Annotated in this window: 9 protein-coding genes; 4 read left to right on the top strand and 5 right to left on the bottom strand. The window is 60.0% G+C overall.

The features are described from left to right. The first annotated feature begins 923 nt into the window (after positions 1 to 923). Complete coding sequence (locus FJ404_01645) at positions 924 to 4,676, top strand: hypothetical protein (protein MBM3821585.1); 3,753 nt, start codon at positions 924 to 926, stop codon at positions 4,674 to 4,676. On the opposite strand, the gene FJ404_01640 is transcribed toward FJ404_01645, so the two are convergent. The 4 genes from FJ404_01640 to FJ404_01625 form a co-directional block, all read right to left on the bottom strand. After that, a complete protein-coding gene (locus FJ404_01640; protein MBM3821584.1) occupies positions 4,657 to 7,134 on the bottom strand; it encodes a tetratricopeptide repeat protein in 2,478 nt (825 codons plus the stop codon). The genes FJ404_01645 and FJ404_01640 overlap by 20 nt on opposite strands. 301 nt (positions 7,135 to 7,435) lie before the next feature. Then, positions 7,436 to 7,810 carry a hypothetical protein gene (locus tag FJ404_01635; protein MBM3821583.1) on the bottom strand — a complete coding sequence of 125 codons (375 nt, stop codon included), beginning with the start codon at positions 7,808 to 7,810 and terminating at the stop codon, positions 7,436 to 7,438. Positions 7,811 to 8,266: 456 nt separating this feature from the next. Next, positions 8,267 to 11,404 (bottom strand): hypothetical protein, encoded by a 3,138-nt coding sequence (locus tag FJ404_01630; GenBank protein MBM3821582.1) that lies wholly within the window; start codon positions 11,402 to 11,404, stop codon positions 8,267 to 8,269. A 166-nt stretch (positions 11,405 to 11,570) separates the two neighbouring features. Continuing rightward, positions 11,571 to 11,780, bottom strand: coding sequence for a hypothetical protein (locus FJ404_01625; GenBank protein ID MBM3821581.1), 210 nt, complete (start codon positions 11,778 to 11,780; stop codon positions 11,571 to 11,573). Between the two features lie 97 nt (positions 11,781 to 11,877). Between FJ404_01625 and FJ404_01620 the strand changes: the two genes are divergently transcribed. Then, positions 11,878 to 14,004, top strand: a complete 2,127-nt coding sequence (locus FJ404_01620; GenBank protein ID MBM3821580.1) for a S9 family peptidase — start codon at positions 11,878 to 11,880, stop codon at positions 14,002 to 14,004. Positions 14,005 to 14,023: 19 nt separating this feature from the next. Here the strand turns inward: FJ404_01620 and FJ404_01615 are convergent, their stop codons facing one another. Continuing rightward, positions 14,024 to 15,091 (bottom strand): HAMP domain-containing histidine kinase, encoded by a 1,068-nt coding sequence (locus FJ404_01615; protein MBM3821579.1) that lies wholly within the window; start codon positions 15,089 to 15,091, stop codon positions 14,024 to 14,026. Positions 15,092 to 15,354: 263 nt separating this feature from the next. On the opposite strand from FJ404_01615, the gene FJ404_01610 reads away from it, so the two are divergent. Together FJ404_01610 and FJ404_01605 are read left to right on the top strand one after the other, a co-directional pair. After that, positions 15,355 to 16,194: a type II secretion system protein gene (locus FJ404_01610; protein MBM3821578.1), complete on the top strand. Its 840-nt coding sequence runs from the start codon at positions 15,355 to 15,357 to the stop codon at positions 16,192 to 16,194. Positions 16,195 to 17,193: 999 nt separating this feature from the next. Beyond that, complete coding sequence (locus FJ404_01605; GenBank protein ID MBM3821577.1) at positions 17,194 to 17,910, top strand: DUF1559 domain-containing protein; 717 nt, start codon at positions 17,194 to 17,196, stop codon at positions 17,908 to 17,910. The last annotated feature ends 17 nt before the right edge of the window (positions 17,911 to 17,927 follow it).

Raw genomic sequence — 17,927 nt, 5'->3', positions numbered from 1 at the left:
GCGCCGCAGCGGGCAAGGTCACGGTCACGTTCAGCGGGGGCAACCTCGAGCAAGCGGTCAACGTCGAAGGCCCGTACACTCCGGTGCAAAACGCGAAAAGTCCGTACGAAACCACCGCAGACGGACCCGCCAAGTTCTTCCGCTCCAAACAATAGTTTGAAACGGATCCACTAGACTCAGATCCCCCAACAAAGCCGGGCCGCAAGGCCCGGCTTTGCTTTTTTCCAGGAACCAGCCAGAGCCTTAATCCCGGCCCCTGAATCCGCGCCGCCCCCCCCCAACTGACGATGAATCCCCGTTTCACCTCCCGACTAACTTGATGCTGAAGTTACTCACCATTCCGCACCTCGACCCGGCGGAGTTCTTTTGCTGAAAACGGCCGTTGCCCTTCATGAAACTTCGCAAGGTCCAGGCGATAAAGCCTTTCCGAATCACTCACCAGATCCATCAAAGATAGGCCTCATTCTTCGTCGTGTTTTTCTCAATGGGCCACAGAATGGGCACTGCCCACGGCGACGGAATCCCGCCCTCAATCCCAAAGGGATTGTGTCCTCCAGCCCAAGGTTGCGAGGAACGAGCTACCTTGGGTTGCCGTTTGGAAATCAATTCAACCGCAACGCGGTTGTGGCTTGACCCCGCCAAACGGAAATAGGATTTCGTCACAACCCCGTTGGGGTTGGCCCCCATGGGCGAACCGTGACCCAAGGTAGCTCGTTCCTCCCAAACATTCGCCAGCGGGTGCGCGGACGTTGAACCGGCGCGAAAGCCGCGCCTCCACCACCAAACACGGATGCCTCTCACCCTCCTCACCTCAAACTGCTCTCGATTTGACTCCCGCCTGGCCCTTATCCGATCCTTCCACTTTGGTCTCCTACTCCTCCAACTCGATCCGTGAGCCCAGGTCCACGGCCCTGCTCACCTCCATGATGAGCCGAGGCTTCAGATCACTCTGTCTGAGTCTCGCCCTTTTTCTAAGCTCACTCCAGGTTCCCGCATTGGACTGGAAACCCATCCCCGGAGGAAAAGCCGCCCCACTCCAACCCGGCACGCGTCCCCCAGGATTCTCCTTGCTCACACCGGACAGCACCGGCGTCAGCTTCACCAACATCGTCCCGGAATCGCGTCATCTCACCAACCAGATTCTGCTCAACGGCGCCGGACTCGCGGCGGGCGACGTCGATGGCGACGGGTGGACCGACCTCTATTTCACCAGCACCCACGGCAAGAACAGCCTCTATCGCAATCTCGGTCGCTGGAGGTTCGAGGAAATCACCCCACTCTCCTCCCCGGCTCTTGCATGTCCAAACCTCACCTCCACCGGATGCGCTTTCGCCGATCTCGATGGCGATCATGACCTCGACCTCGTGGTCAACACGCTCGGGAATGGAACGTTCGTCTTCTACAACGACTCGCGCGGCCGCTTCACCCCCGCGCCGTTTCTCCTCAACACGAATCGGGGCGCCATGTCCCTCGCCCTCGGCGATCTCGATGGCGACGGATTTCTCGATCTCTACATCGCCAACTACCGTCAATCCGGCCTGCTCGACATCCCCCATGCCCGCGCCACATTCAAACGTAGCGGGGGCAAAACAGTCATGGATACCTTCAACGGACGCTCGGTTCAAGAGCCGGACTTGCGCGACCGCTTCACCGTCGGTCCGGGCGGCACCATCGACGAAAACGGTGAACCCGACGCGGTCTATCTCAGCCAGCGCGGCACAAACTTCGTCCTCGCCCCCTTCACCCGCGGCCGCTTCCTTGATGCCCAAGGCAAGCCGCTCACGCATCCGCCGCTCGACTGGGGGCTCTCGGTGATGATCCGAGATGTCAATGGAGACCGGCTTCCCGATCTCTATGTCTGCAACGATTTTCAAACCGAGGACCGGTTTTGGATCAATCGTGGCGGCGGACGCTTCCAACTCGCTCCCGCCCACAGCCTCCGGCATGCGAGCCGCTTTTCCATGGGCGTCGATTTCGCGGATATCAACCGCGACGGCTTGGACGATTTTCTCGTCCTCGACATGGCCAGCCGCAGCCACGCGCAACGTCTTCGTGAAATTCCGGAAGCGATCCTCATGCCGGTGGCGGTGGGGGATCTCGAAACACGTCCACAATACGGTTTCAACACGCTCTTCCTCAATCGTGGTGACGGCACCTACACCGACATCGCGGCGTTCGCCGGCCTCGATGCCACCGAGTGGTCCTGGACCTGCCTCTTCCTCGATGTCGATCTCGACGGCTGGGAGGACGTGCTGGTCTCCAACGGCATGGAACGCGCCGCCCGCGACGCGGACGTGGCGGAACAAATCAAGCGATTGCGCGCCGGACGGACCTTGAGCGCTCACGAAATCTTCCAAGCCCGCAAAGCCTTCCCCCGCCTCGCCACCCCAAACCTCGCCTTCCGCAATCAGCACGGACTTCGCTTCCAGGATCGCTCCCAAGCATGGAATTTCAATCTGGCCGCTGTCTCCCAGGGCATGGCCCTTGCGGACCTCGACAATGACGGCGACGCGGACGTGGTCTTCAACAACTTCAATGAGGCCGCCGCACTTTACCGAAATGAGGGTGGAGGGGAACGCATCGCGATCCGCCTTCGCGGCCGCGCCCCCAATACCAAGGGCATCGGAGCCCGCATCACCGTCCGGTCACCCCCTCTCCCGGAACAGAGCCAGGAAATGATCGCGGGCGGACGCTATCTCTCCGGGGACGACAGCGTGCGCACTTTTGCGTGCGGTGATTCCCGGCAGGGCATTTCCATCAAAATCGCGTGGCGCGGCGGAAGCGAAACGTTCATCACGAACGCCGCCCCCAACCACCTCTACGAAATCGAGGAAACCCGCGCCGAGGCGGAAGCGAGCCCCCAGACCGCCTCCCCACCGCCGCTGTTCGAGGATTTATCCCAAATGCTCCAACATGTGCACGTCGAGAACACCTTCGACGATTGGTCGCGCCAACCGCTCCTCCCCCAGCGGCTCAGTCAACTTGGTCCCGCCGCGGCCTGGGGCGATATCAATCAGGATGGCTGGGATGACCTCGTTCTCGGTTCAGGCAAAAGTGGCACCCCCGCCGTCTTCCTCAATTCCGCAGGAAGACTTCAACGATCGGAAACGCCCTGGACTCGCTCGCCCGTGTCCAGGGATCTCGCAGGCTTGCTCATGACTCAGCGGGAAGACAAGCCGGCGGCAATTCTCAGCGCGTTGTCAAACTTCGAAGACGGCACCGCTCTCGGTCCTGGATTGCGCGAAATCTCCTCCCCTGGCTTCACCCCCCTCGACGTGGTCTCCGCCCAAACCAGCGCGTTCGGTCCATTGGCCATGGGCTCACTTTTTTCCAATTCGCCCCCAGTGCTTTTCGTCGGAGGACGCGCCCGTCCGGGCCAGTACCCCGCTCCCGCCTCCTCGCTGCTGCTCAAATTCCAGGAAGGCCGGTGGCAAATCGACTCCAACCTTACAGCTCAGTTCACCCAAGCCGGACTCGTCTCCGCGGCCCTGTGGACCGATCTCAGCGGGGACGGATGGCCTGAGCTCGTTCTGGCCGGAGAGTGGGGCCCGATCCAAGTTTTCCAAAGCCATCAGGGCCACCTGCAACCTTGGAATCCTCCAGTGCAATGGCGCGAGTCCTCGGAACACGAAGCGTCCCGTGCCGGGCTCAAGACCTTGTCCGATCTCGCCGGACATTGGATCAGCGTGGCCAGCGGCGACTTCGACGGGGATGGAAAGCTGGATCTTGTCGCCGGCAATTGGGGTCTCAATTCTCTCTACGCCTCGAGGCAAAAACACGGCATCCAGATTCGTTTTGCGGATGTTGATTCCGACGGCACGGTCGAATGCTTTGAGTCCTATTGGAATCCCGAAGCGGATCGCTTTGCTCCTTGGGCGAGTCTCACGAGCCTCTCCCGGCTCCTGCCGTCATTGCCAAGCCGATTCCCCAGTCATGCCTCTTTCGCCCGAGCCTCGACCGAAGAAGCACTTGGCGAACACGCGTCCCATTTCGCCACGCGTTCCTCCACCGTTTTCGAATCGATCGTCCTCCTGAATCGCGGAGACTACTTCGCGGCATCCCCTCTCCCGTCCGCGGCTCAGTTCGCTCCCATCTTCGGCATCGCGGTCATGGACTTCAACAATGACGGCTTCGAGGATTTGGCCCTGGCTCAAAACTTGTTTGGCCTTCCCGCGGACCGGCCCCGTCTTGACGGCGGACGGGGACTGCTCGCACTGGGAGATGGGACGGGAGGATTCGCAACCCTGAATTCGCGGCAAAGCGGACTGGCCGCTGACGGAGAGCAACGTGCGGCGGCGGCCGCCGATTTTGACCGGGACGGGCGCACGGACCTGGTCATTACCCAGAACGGTGCTGCCACCAAACTCTACCGCAATCGTGGAGCGCCACCGGGACTTCGAGTCACCTTGCGCGGAGATCAGACCAATCCCTCCGCCCTCGGCGCCCTGGTGCAAGTTCGTTCATCCAACGGGCGCACTCAATCTCGGGAGATTCAAGCCGGCTCGGGCTATTGGTCTCAGCACGGTGCCGTCCAGGTCTTCGCGCCGCCGTCCGAAAACTCGGCTGTGGTCGTGCGCTGGCCGGGAGGATTACTCACCACCAACGCCCTTGCTTCGTCAACCTCATCCATCGAAATCACCCACCCGCAGCGCCGGGCTACTTCAACTCCCCAATAAGTTTCACATATTGCCGGGCTTGATCATTCTTCGGGTCAAGCCTCAGCACTTCCTGAAATCGCGCGAGTGCCTCCCCCATTCTCTGCTGCTGCGCCAGAGCGACACCCAAATTCAAATGCGCCCGGGCAAAGTCCGGCTTGAGCAAAATGACCTCGGTGAACTCCGCTTCCGCCTCCTTCACTTTCTGCTGCATCGCCAGTTCGATCCCCAACAAATATCTCGCCTCCCAATGCTGCGGGTAAATTGCAATCAGTTCCCTCAGGACCGTGGTGGCTTCCTCACGTTGTCCTCCCTTGGCGAGCGCATCCGCCAGGTTGAGCCGCGCAGCGGCGTTGCCGGGCTGGGCGAGAGACACACGTCGATACCATTCCGCCGCCTCCCCGAAACGTCCCGAAAGGCTGAGGACTCGGGCGGCTTCCAAACTCGCTGACACTCGAGCCGATTCGCTTCCCCGCGAGGCCGCTTCCCGATAAGCCAGCATGGCCTCGTTCGTCCGTTGCGATCGCTCGCGAACCGCTCCCAACACCAGCCACGCCTCGGGAGACTCCGAAGCCTTCCCGACCCACTGCTCCGCCAGGCTCAAAGCCTCCGGCAGTTGACCGCCACCCGCCAATGCCCGGACCAACTCCAACCCCGCCTCCATCGCTTCCGGACGCCGCCGCATGACCTCTCTCAACGCATCCACGGATTCGTCGGGCTTTCCTTGCTTCAGCGCCAGCCGTCCAAGTTCATACAGACTCGTCAGGGCCTCGGGTAATAACGACCTCGCCCTCCGCCAGGTGGAAACCGCCTCTTCAATGTTTCCCTCCGCTTCCAACAACCGGGCCAACTGCGTGGCCAAATGCGGATCGGAGGGAGTCTTCTCGACGGCCTCACGCGCTGCATTCAGAGCATGACCCAATTCGGCAGCGTTCATGCCTGCGCGCAAATCCTCCAATTTGCTTCGGTAAGCGTCGGCGGTGGCTCGAAAGGTCGATTGATTCGTAAATGGAGGTCCCGAGATTCGCCTCGCCATCTGTTCCCATGAACTCAACTCGCTCCAGCGCGAATAAACCAAAACCCGGCGCGTCCACTCCACCTCGGCCCAACCTCCACGATCCCGGGCGCGAAGGGATGCCGGCAAACGGGGAAGAACCGCCTCCGCCACTGCGCGAGCAAGACCATAGTTTCCTTCAAACGTGAAGTGGACGTGCTCGAAAAAGTATTCCCCGCCCAACGCCCCACCATCGCCCGCCGCCATCCACTCCCCTTCCACATCCACCAAGGAAACGCCATCGCCAGTCCTGCCCAAGGTTCGAATCAATCCGTTGATTCTCGAATCGGCGCGGAGCGGAAGAGCATCGAGATCGCGAGCCTTTTGCAATGAAGAAAAGGCCAGGTTCGTCTGACCGGCGGCGAGCAACGCCCTCCCCTTCTGAAAATGCCATTCGGCATAAAGCGTTCGGTCGTTCCCACGCTTTTCCAGAAGCGACAAAGCCTCCCCAGCCCGACCTTGATCCACCCATCGAGCTGCTTCTTCCACCAAGCTCCGAATGGACGACTCCTCCTCACGACTTTTTCCCATTCCCAGACTGGAAAGGAAAGGCGAGTGATCCCGCAAATTCGAAGCCACCGTGGACAGCACCACGGGAACCTGCGCGGCGCGGGCAATCTTCAACAGATCCACCACATTCGCCTCGAAATTCCGATAAACTCTCTCCCGAGCTGGATCATCCGGTGGCACCGGATGTTCCACCAACCTCTTCATTCCCTGCCATCCCGCCGACCCCGCCGCTCCTTCCTTCATTCGGGCTGCCATGGATCGCCATGCTTGCCCGGCGCGCCAGGAGGAGGCCGCGAGCGCGGCGCGAACCACCGGAATGGGAGGCGCCCGGGGTCCCAACAGCGCCCCCGCCCCAAACGGTCCCTCCAATTCGTTGTTGCCCATGTAAACGATCCAAAGATCCCCCCCGTGGGCTGCGCACTCCCGAGCCATCGGCAGGATCGCGTGTGAATTGATGGCCGTGAAAGCCGTGTTCACAACCTCAAACGAGCTTCCAGGAAATCGGTCGCGCAACAACGCCTCCAACTGACGCCCGAAACTGAACGCCGGGTCCGGATCTCCCATGGCCGCCGATTCTCCAAACACGAAAATGCGATACGTCCCCTCCGGCTTGGGCACCGCCACCCTCATCGGCACGGGACGGCGCAAGAGTCCCGGTGGAAAAAAGGGCACGGCAAACTTCTCGTTCGGTGTCAAGTACCTGGCCCCCCGGTCCTCCTTCAGAAGGAAAAATGAGGTGGGATCGCCGTATCCCAATAGCCGCAGGCCCGCCTCGAGCAAGAAAAACAAGGCCAACGGCAATCCCAAGGCCGCTACACCACGGAACAGCCATTTTCGCCCCACCGAGAGACGCTGCGCATCCACAGGAGGATTGGAAGCTTCAGTCGTTTTTCGGCTCGAATTCAACCAAGCCATTCAACTCGAAAACAGAATCGCCCCGCAAGCGATCAAGCAGGCCCCTGGACCCACAGAGAAGGAAAAGATGACCGAATGCTCACATCGCGGGACAGCCACCCCATGGGTCAAAGTCCTGCCTATCCTAAAAATCCTGTCCAACTTGCTGAACGATTCGCTTCGTTTCCGAAGCATGATTCAGCAGGGCTCCAGACGCGCCGGGAAGGTCCGCTCGTGATAGACCGTCCGTCTGAAACCACACCTATGGGAAGAGTCCTGAGGTCACCTGTGAAATCGGTTAGGCGTGGATCTCGGGGGCCGTTCAATCAGGCGCGTGAGCATGGAACACCGCTTTTGTTGCATCCATGACGGGGCGCTGCAAACCACTGTCGATTTCCTGGCGAAGGCGGGCAAGGCGGGAATGCCCTACCGGGGAAGCCACGCGCCGCTCCATCAAGCCCATCTCAGTCAACGAATCGAGGGCGCTCCACACGGATGCTTCCGTGGCAGCGGGATCCAGCTGTCGCTTCACCCTTTCGAGCAAAGTTGGAACGGAATTCACCCCGTCGGACATCTCCCAAATCAACGCCAGCAGCGGGTCCAATTCGTGGGTCAATTGACGGCGCAAATCCACCACCAACAGGCCTTGGGATGTGCTCTCAGTTTCGAAGTAGGCAGTGCGGGCTCGAGGGAACATAGAATGGCAAAGTTGGGAGTTAAGTTCTCAGAGATTGAAAGAAACGTTCCGTATTCGACACTTTTGAGGCTGAAATCCGATATTCCGAGTCAAAGCAAGAACCAGACCAACTCACCCACCCACGGCGTATCGCGGCCCACTCAAAAACTCCGGAACAACCATTTCGAGCACTCAAACGCCCCTGACCCGCTGCTGACGACGAGGGATGCCGACGTGAAGGCGAAGGTGGAACAGTCCTTCAACCCGTCGCCACCGACGTCACGCAACTCAAAATCGTCCCGCCAAGAAGCCCAAGGTTGCGAGGAACGAGCTACCTTGGGTCACGGTTCGCCCATGGAATCCAACCCCGACGGGGTTGTGACGAAAACCTATTTCCGTTTGGCGGGATAAAGCCGCAACCGCGTTGCGGTTGAATTCATTTCCAAACGGACACCCGCGAGCAGAAACACACGGCGCTCATCGAGAGAGAAAGGGCGGTTCCATGCGGCCACCCGGAGCAAGTGCGGCTGGGGCTCCGCGAATTCCCCCTCCTCGTTGCAACGGGATCACCAAGCTGAACGTCGAGCCCTGCCCTTTGGAGGTTCGCACGTGCAGGCCTATGCCCAATCCTTTCGCCATCTCATAAACCATGCTCAGGCCAAGCCCGGTGCCCCGGCGCTTGGAAAACGCCTTGGTCGTAAAGAAAGGCTCGAAAATTCGAGGCAGCACGTCCGGATCCATGCCGGTCCCCGAATCGGTCACAGAGAGTTCCACCCACGGCCCCGGACCGTCGGGCGGGAGCAGGATGTGACTGTCGAACTGCGTGAGGGCACGCGCACGAATGCGGAGCACCCCCCCGCCGCCCATCGCATCCACACCGTTGGCGAAAAGGTTGTGGAGGACTTGTTGGACCAGGTTTCGCACGGTCACCACACGAGGCGTGCCGGAATCGATTTGAACGTCCAGGGTGGCGGCGCTGGCAACCGCTTCCCCCAGGGACTTGGCGGCACCTTCCACTAACTCACGAACGTCACATTCAACGGGAGCCTCGGACGCACCGCGGCCCATGCCCAGCATGGCCTTGACCAAAGTCGATCCTTGATCCACGACGGTGCGAATACGCTCCGCCCGGGCGAGCACCTTGTCCCGGTCCTCCAGGTTTTGTTCGATCACCTGGGTCGATCCTTTGATGACGGAAAGAATGTTGTTGAAGTCATGGGCAACCCCGGCGGCCAGCGTTCCCAACGCGCGCATTTTCTGGCTATGCAACAGTTCCTCGTTGGCCCGCTCCAGCTCCTGGGTTCGCTGCGCAACAATCTGCTCCACCTCGGCATAACTCCTCACGAGCCGGCGATGCCGGTTGACCGCCAATCCGGCGAAAAACATCACGACCAAACAACCCGCGATGGAAAGCCCGACCAAGCGCGGATCTCGATGCCACGGCAACACCACCGTGAACTCCATCACGGTCGGCGTGCGCTCACGGTTCCAAGCCCGATCCATGGCACGCACTTCGAGGCGGTGGGTCCCCGCCGCCAAACCGGCCAGCGTGACCGAAGATTCGTACTGAAACGGCGTCCAGGCGCCCCCATCCAAACTCCTCGAAAAGAGCAACCGTTCGCTCGGCGTCTCCTTCCAACGATCGAAACCACGAATCAAAAACCGGTGCGATTCCGCCCCTGCCAGCCCCCGATTCTCCCGCGCCGGCACCACCGTGGATCGGGGCGGATCCACGTCCGCCGACTCATCGGCCAACACCGGACCCCGCACGGTGGCGGCCCACCGGCGCCCGCGGGAATCTTCCCCCGCGTCATACACCGCCAAACTCGGCAACCCCTCGTCCAAACCGTCGGAAGACCAAGATCCATCGAAATAACGGTGCAACCCGGACGTGGAGGCCACCAAAACCCCGCCATCCCGCATCCGCCGCATCTGATGAACACGCTCAAAGCCGGAGCGAATCACCCGCCATCCCTTGCCGTCAAACTCTTGCACCAAATCCCCGCCCCCGCACCAAATGTGGCCTGGAGAATATTCGATCAGGCACTGCGCCCGCACTGGAATCAATCCGTGCGACCTTCCGAACGATTGAATTTCGCCCTGCCGCCAGCGCAAGACCAAGCCATTGCCCGCGATCCAGACATCCGAGGTTTCTGATTGCAGGAATGCGGAGACCTCCTCCCCGAGCCCCACCTCCGAATCGATTTGAAACCACATCTCCGCTCCCTCCTTGCCTTCGATCCACATCGCCAAGGATTTCCCCTGTTTTCCCTCCAAGACCACGCGCCCGTCCCGCAACTGCCCCAGGAGCTTGCGCCCCCCCAACTCGCGGGGCCGCCGCTCAAAACGCGACGACGCCAGGTCAAAACGCCATATCTGCTCAGAACGCCCAATCCAAATGGCATCCCCCGCATGGAAAGCCGCCAGTCGGACATTCTCCAACGCGGATTCGCTGGCCGCCGGAGATTTATACCGGTCCCAGCGCCCACCCTCGTGGCGCAAAATTTCATCCGGTCCGACAAACCAGGCCGCTCCTGCCGGATCCGCCAGAAAGACGTGGACCGTGGATTCGGGATGCTGCGTGCCGCGGGATCGAGTCCAGAATTTGGGACCTCGCCGCACCACGCCATCGGTGGTGGCAAGCCAAAACACACCGGACGGCTCAAGGGCAACGTCGTTGAATCCTGACACATCCAGGTCGCTCTGCTGGACCATCCTCCAGACCTGTCCGTTCCACTCCCACAGCCCGTCCCGGCTGCACGCCCAAAAATGGCCGGGCTCAATCTGCCAGGCGAATCGAACGCGCGTCGAGGGCGCTTCGATCACTTCCCAACGCTCAGCGCGAAAGGAAGTCACCACCCGTTCCCCACCGGTTCGCTCGGCGACCGTAACCACCCCTCCCGTGAAGGACTCCACCGGCCGTTGAAAAGCCTGATAGCCCGCCGGTCCCGGCCATGGCTGCCATCGAAGACCCGTTCGCACCTGCCGCAATGGCCCCTCAAGACGCCCAATGCCCCTCTGGCCCGTGATCCACAACCCTCCAGCCATGGATTCCGTCATTTCGTTGAAACGTTCCAACCCAGAGTCCGCGGCCAAAAGAACGGCCGTTGCCTGTCTCGTGTCAGCCTCATAACTCATCAACCGGTCGGGAAGTAAAATGAAAACATGGTCAACTTCCGCGGGCACAATCGGAATGGGCTTGATCATCCGGAGGGGTTCGGACGCGATCAACTGGCGGATCTCCGGAATGGGATGAGCCTCCCAACGGTCGCCTAAGTAAAGCATCACTCCTTCGCTATAGATCGACCATAACTGGCCACTGCGGCTCTCATGCACGGGGAAAGTGCCTTCTCCCGGCGCCGCATAGGTGCGAACCCCGTATCCATCCATCCGGGTAATGCGGTCAAAATCCGAACCGTGCCGAATCCAGACGTTGGTCTTGGAACTCACGGTAATCGAGGACGAAAACGTGTCCGCCATGCGGTCCGCGAGTCGATAGATTCTCCACCCGGTCGAGAAGTCCGACGCGTGCGGCCAGAGCAGCCCCATCCCCCCGGGAAGTCCGGTGAGGAACAGGAACACCGCCAGAATGCGGCGCATCGCCGGAAGCATCATGGAGAAACCAATCCCCGGAAAACGTTGAAAACGCAACCCTGCGGAGATCACGCGGACTTCACTCCGGCTTTCGGCAGTTAAACCTTAAGGTCGATTCTCAACGATCTGAACGGTTCTGAACGCACAATTCCTTGAACCCAGGATACCCTGCCGAAGGAGTTCAACCCTAAACCAGCAGTTGAACGAAGTGAAGATTTGCAAAGGCCTGGATGAGAAAGAAATGAAGATGCACGAGGCCAGTTCTTGATGGATCTGACGAGTGATTCGCAAAGGCTTTATCTTCAATACCTTGTGAGAGACCGATGCGATTCAATTGCCGTTCTAAGCCAGAAAACTCCGCCGGGCCGGGGCGCGGAATGGTGAGTAACTTCAGCATCAAGTTCGTCGGGAGGTTCACCCAAGCAAAGTCATCCCTCCCGGACCGGCAAAAGTATTGTCACCCTTCTCAGCGGCGGCATGATTGAAGCCTCCGCATGACCAATCTTCAACGCATCAAGCTTTCCCTGGGCACAGTCTTTACCTTGTTCGCCCTCGCCTCACTTCCAACTCACGCCGCCAAGCCCGGGCTCACTCACGAAGATCTGTGGCTGCTCAAGCAACCGGGCGCTCCCGCTCCGTCCCCCGACGGACGCTGGGTCGTCCTCCCGGTCTCCGAACCCAGCTACGACGAGAAGGAAGAACGAGCCAATCTCTGGATCCTTCCGGCCGACGGCTCACAACCACCCCGCAAGCTCACCACCGCCAAGGCAAAAGAATCCGCTCCCGCCTGGAATCCCAATGGCACTCAGATCGCCTTCGTCGCGAAACGCGAAGGAGACGATTCCGCCCAGATCTACGTGATCCCCGTCGCGGGAGGCGAAGCCCGGCGCTTGACCCAGATGACCCTGGGAGCACGTCGTCCCGTTTGGAGCCCGGACGGCCGGTTCATCGCCTTTCAAGGCACTAGTTTTCGCGGCGCCAAGGACGAGGGCCAGACGAAAAAGATTTTCGAAGAACGCAAGAAAGCGAAATCGAAGGTTCGCATCTATGACGGCTTCCCCATCCGGCGATGGGACAAATGGCTCGATGATTCGCAAACCCGCCTGTTCGTCGTCGATGCCGAGGGCACCACGACGCCGACGGACCTACTGGCGGAATCTTCGCTCGTCCAAGAACCGGGATTTCGTGGTCCCGGAGACGAAGGCTCCAGCGACCATTTGCAACCGGCCTGGACTCGGGACAGCCTTTCCCTCGTTTTCGTGGCCACCACGAATTTCCATCATGCCGCCCATGCACAACCAGTCTTCGATCTTTATCAAGTTCCCGCCACTGGAGCGACGATTCGCAAACTGACCACGGGCGCCTTCAATGCGGGAAGCCCGAAGTTTACCACCGACGGACAAAGGCTTTACTTCCTTTCCAGCGCCGATGTGGGAACGAATTACTATGCCCTCCAACGCCTGATGAGCGCCCCATGGCCGGAAATGACCCATCCCCAGGTGGTCTTGCCGCGCTTCGAACGGTCCATCGATCACTTCGCGATACTTGCTGGCGGCGCGCGTGTTGCTTTTACCGCCGAAGATTCGGGGCACGTGGGGCTCTGGACGAGTGCGCCGCCGGGCGCCGATCCCGTCCGGCACTTCGCGTCCAAGCGAGGCGCATGGTCGGGAATCGAAGTCGCCACGGCCCAGGGTGATCCGGTGGTCTTTGGCAATTGGGGGGCCGCGCACGTCCCCGTCGAAACCCATCGGGCCAACCTCACCTCGGGAGAACTGAAACGACTCAGCTCTTTCAACACCTCGAAAGCACAGGCTCTAGATTGGCCGGAACTCCGGGAGTTCTGGTTCACCAACAAAACCGGCCGCGCCATTCACAGTTTCCTCGCCCTCCCTCCTGGATTCGAGGAACAACAACAATATCCACTGTTGGTCCTGATCCATGGCGGACATGCCAACATGTGGCGGGACGCCATCACCACTCGTTGGAATTATCACTTGCTCGCCCAACCGGGCTACGTCGTGCTCCTCACCGACTACGTGGGCTCCACCGGCTACGGGGAATCATTCACCCGCGCCATCCTCGGTGATCCACTCCGCGGTCCGGCAGAGGACCTCAATGCCGCAGCCGATGAAGCGATACGCCGGTACGGCTTCATCGACGGACGCCGCCAAGCGGCGGCGGGCGCCAGCTATGGCGGCCACTTGGCCAATTGGCTCGAAGCCACCACCACGCGTTATCGCTGCTTGATCAGCCACGCCGGGCTGGCGAGCCTTTACGCTCAGTGGTCCACCAGCGATGCCATCTATCACCGCGAGTTGATGATGGGGGGGCCCTTTTGGGATAACCCCAAGGCGTGGCTGGACCAAAGCCCGGCCGCCTACGCCGCCTCTTTCAGAACTCCCATGCTGCTTTCGATCGGTGAATCCGATTATCGCGTGCCGCTCAACAACGTCGTGGAGATGTGGAACATTTTGCAGAGGCAGAAAGTACCCGGGCGGCTGCTGGTCTGGCCGGACGAAAACCACTGGATTCTCAAGGGCGAAAACAGCAAGCTATTCTACCAGGAAGTGCATGCATGGCTCGCCCGCTGGCTCAAGGCCGCAACTCTCGCGGAACCTTAAACCAGGTGTTCCTCATTTCTTACTCTTGAGGAAAATGAGCGGGGTCGCAGGGGAAAAGGACCTTCACACAAGTGCCGACCTCAGGCTTGCTGCGCACATGGATCAATCCGCCCGCCTCCAGGACCAGTCGCCGGACAATCATCAGGCCTAACCCGGTGCCGGTCCCAGGCGGTTTGGTGGTGAAGGAATCCTTGAAGAGCCGTTCCAAATTCTCCGCACTAATCCCGCCCCCATCGTCATGCACGGAGACCTCGGCGAAATGGGTGGCACCGTGGGGCACATGGTCCCCAAAAACCCAGCGCTCTCCGGACTCCTCCACCCAGGGGGAGGGCAGGCTGGAAGAGGGAATCACCGAAGCGGTCAACGCCACTCGATGCGGAGTTTCACATGCTTGAAAGGCGTTGATGGAAAGATTGAGCAGGATTTGCAACAAGTCCGTGCCGTGAATCCTCAAGGCCACATCGACTTCAAGAGGCTGCACCGTGAAATCATGACCGACAACGTGGGACGTTCCGGCCAGGAGATCTTTCAGATCGGACAGAGTCCGATTGAGACTCACACGGCACTCCTGGGAATGTTCATCGCGCAATAACCCCAGATACCTCCTGCTAATCCTGACGCAATTCGAGGCCTGCACATGGAGCCTTTGAAACTTCTCGCGAAAATCACGCCAGCTTCCGGTCTTGAGGTCCGGCATTTCGTCCAACTGCCGGTGAAGGAAATCGGCGAACGAAGCAATCACAGTCAAGGGCCCGTTCAAGTCGTGAATGACACTCGCGTAAATCTCCCCTCGCTCCTTCAACATCTGCTCCGTCAACCGGTGCAGACGCAGCAGTTCATGCAGTTCCTCGATCTGCCCCTCCACCCGGCCGCGCTGCCCTTCGAGATCCGCCCGTTCCATCGCCCGGGCAACCGCTTTGTGGATCACCTCGACAGAATAAGGCTTCGTCAGGTAGTCAAGTGCTCCCAATCTCAAAGCCTGCTTGGCCGTGTCCAGTGATTCATAGGCCGTCAGGATCAGCACCTGAATGGAAGGATGATGGCTGCGGATTCTCTCCAGGAGTTCGATGCCCGTCATTCGCGGCATGCGTAGGTCGACGATCGCCGTGTGAATCTCCCGGCGCGCCGCCGGAGCATGATGTTTTGCATCCCGTGGGCGGCGGGCTGGGACAGGCCCGCCCTACCAACAACATCGGGATACACGGGCCACCTCCGCGCCCCACGAAATGTCCCCTCTCCCAGTCCCATCGAGACGTAAGGCCGCCCGGTGGAGGACGAATTGCGGCGTTGATAAATCGGGGAGGCGGGGTAGATTGCCTTCGACCCCAAACCCTGACCTGTTTGCACTCCATGCACTGGAATATTCTCCTCCGGCGTCGCGACCCTGATCTGGTTCATCGGTCGCGGGGGTTCACCCTGATTGAATTGCTCGTCGTGATCGCGATCATCGCGATCCTGGCCGGGATGCTTCTGCCGGCGCTGGGCAAGTCGAAGACCAAGGCCCAGGGCATTTACTGCATGAATAACCTGAAGACCATGCAACTGGCCTGGACCATGTACACCCATGACTGGAACGACTGGATCCCGGGCAATCTGTGGTCCCAGAAGGGCTCGTTCAACTGGGTGTCGGGCTGGCTCGATTTCGCGGCCAATAACCCCGACAACACGAACACGCTGCTGATTCTGGACGAGCGTTACGCCCAACTCGGTCTCTATACGAAGACGGCTGGGGCCTACAAATGTCCGGCCGACCGGATCACGGTGCAGAATGGCGGGGTGTCGCGTCCGCGGGTGCGGAGCATCTCGATGAGCGGCTGGATGGGCCACAACGCGCCCCCGTGGAACGCAGGATACATCACGTTTGCCCGGGTCTCCCAGATCCAGAAGCCGTCGCCGTCGGAGGCCTTGGTCTTCATCGATGAACGCGAGGACAGCATCGACGACGGGTATTACGCGGTGAACATGGAGAAAGGGGGGGCGGCGCAGTTGGTCAATTTTCCGGGGAGTTTTCATAACAAGGCGGGCGGGTTGAGTTTCGCCGACGGCCATACGGAGATCCATCGTTGGGTGGATCCGCGCACGACCCCACCACTCAAGAAGGGCCAGAAGCGGGAGTTCACGAACATGCGGGACAACCGCGATTTGCAATGGTTGCAAGACCACGCCACGAGCTTGAAGAAGGATCCGTGACGGCATGGTAGCGACCGCTGTCGACGTGAGGCGGTCGGCTAGCCCGGAGGTCGAAAAACAAAAGCCCAACGATTCATCGCTGGGTTGGGGCAAGCCAAAGGTGGTGAAGTCCCGGAGGGACGACAGATTTTCCTTTGATCTGAGGTTGTCAGGAAGCACTACTTCTTCCGTAGTGGTTCTCATTTTGTCCTGGAGTGCGGCTGGGTGGTCCTTCGACCCGCCGCAGCACGTTGAAAAATCTGGAGTCTTCCGACCTGTCCGTAGGAGGAGCGAAGGTCTCGCTCTATTCCACCTAAAACAGCGAAGAACCCCTCGTTCGTCGTCATGTCTTTCTCATCCAGGCCTTTGCCAGTCTTCACCATGTGCAACCGCCGTCTTCAGCGTGATACCGCTTCAGGTTGTGCTGGCTTCATGTTCCTAGGCGCGCTGGCTTGTCGCAGAAGATCAACCGTTCCGAATCTTGCAAATTATTCGCAAAAGACTTGCATGATGGGCGGGTCCAGCTTCTATTTCTCCCCTGAAACGGAAGAACTCCATCCTGGCGCATTTGCATGGGAAGTTCTCCAACTTCGCCGCCACGGCCGTTCTGGCGTTGTTCCTCGGCATGCTCCTGCTCCAGATGTGGCTCTGGGCTCATGAGTGCATCCACGATGACGCCTCCAGCCAGGACCATCATTGCGCGGTCACCTTGTTGATGGATGGGCAATTGGACTCATCACCGATTTCCCTAGCACCCTCCCGCCCGATCGATTTCGTCCTCGTCAAAGCGAGGCTCTCCTTTCCATTCTTTTCTAGTTCTGCCTCGCGCCTTCACCTGGCTCGAGCCCCGCCTTCCCTCTCGTAGCTTTCTCCTGGAGCTGTTCTTCAGCCGTCCGGCTCCCACGCATCCTCCCCACCCCAGGGGCGGTTTGCGATCCCCTAATCCCAAGGCAGTTCGTATTGCCTCAATCCAAAATCCGCCGTCGCGCCAGGATCCTTGCTTAAGATCCATTCCGTACCGTGAAATCAGTCCGAAACTTCAACCGCAAGCCCGGCTTTACGCTGATCGAGCTCCTGGTGGTGATTGCCATTATTGCGATCCTCGCCGGACTGCTCCTGCCCGCCCTGGGGGCGGCGAAGAATAAGGCCCGCCGCACCGCCTGCAGCTCCAACCTCAGGCAGATCGGCATCGGGTTGTCGCTCTACGCGGACGATTATTCAGGTTGGTTCCCCGAGACCACCCACGGCATCGGAGACACCAATCGATCCTGGATTTTCACCCTTCGACCCTATATCGGAGCCGTCGATCGCCTCCGATTGTGCCCCGCTGATCCTCGATCCAACGAGAGATTGACCAACCACAGCTCCAGCTACGTCCTCAACGAATTTATCGCGGTGGACCGGCTCGATCCCTTCGGCAACGTCCTCGAGAGTTATCGCAATCTCTCCAAACTGAAGATGCCCTCCGGCACCATCACGGTGTTCACGGTCGCCGACACCGTCAGCCCCAGCATCTTTGCCGATCACACCCACTCGCGAAATTGGTTTCGTGGATGGGATGCAGTCCTGACCGACATCCAACCCGACCGGCACGGATCCAGACGCAACGACGCGCAACGACTCTCCGGTCCTGACAACTACCTTTATGCCGACGGGCACTTGGAAATTCACCACGCGGCCCGCCTCAAAAAGCGTATCGAACTCAACGACAATTTTGCCAAGCCACCCGAACCTTGAAACCCAATTTCCCATTT

This window comes from Verrucomicrobiota bacterium, assembly GCA_016871495.1.
Classification (GTDB): domain Bacteria; phylum Verrucomicrobiota; class Verrucomicrobiia; order Limisphaerales; family VHDF01; genus VHDF01.
Note: the sequence above shows the minus strand (reverse complement) of the source record. Positions and strands in the feature narration are given on the sequence as shown.